The organism is Pseudomonas sp. EA_5y_Pfl2_R50 (genome assembly GCF_963970475.1).
In the GTDB taxonomy this organism is placed as follows: Bacteria; Pseudomonadota; Gammaproteobacteria; order Pseudomonadales; family Pseudomonadaceae; genus Aquipseudomonas.
This window is the reverse complement of record NZ_CAXAPT010000181.1, coordinates 1-447: the sequence shown is the minus strand read 5'-3', so window position 1 is coordinate 447 and position 447 is coordinate 1. Positions and strand designations below refer to the sequence as shown.

Annotated in this window: 1 protein-coding gene; it reads right to left on the bottom strand. The window is 63.8% G+C overall.

The features are described from left to right. Nucleotides 1-447, bottom strand: a 447-nt coding sequence (locus AACY19_RS27340) for an efflux RND transporter permease subunit (protein ID WP_339454615.1), incomplete at both ends; no start/stop codon positions are given.

Sequence of the window (447 nt, the reverse complement as noted above, 5' to 3'; positions counted from 1 at the left end):
CCGCTCGCGAAGGGCGAGCAGCCGGCCCTCATGTTCCTGCCGGTGCGCTAGCCGCGCCAGACAGTTCTCGATGATGATCACCGCGCCGTCGACGATAAGACCGAAGTCGAGAGCCCCCAGGCTCATCAGGTTGCCGGGCACGCGAAAGGCGTTCATCCCCATTGCCATCATGAGGAACGAGAAGGGAATAACGAGCACCGCGATCAGCGCCGCGCGCCAGTTGCCGAGCAACAGGAATAGCGCGACCGCCACCAGGATCGCGCCCTCGGTCAGATTGCGCTGCACGGTCGCGACCGTCGCGTTGACCAGCTTCGAGCGGTCGAGCACCACCTTGACGGTAACGCCGGGCGGCAAGGTCTTCGATACCTGCTCGAGCTTTGCAGAGACATCCTGCGCAACGATGCGGCTGTTCTGACCGATAAGCATCAACGCGGTGCCGATGACGGC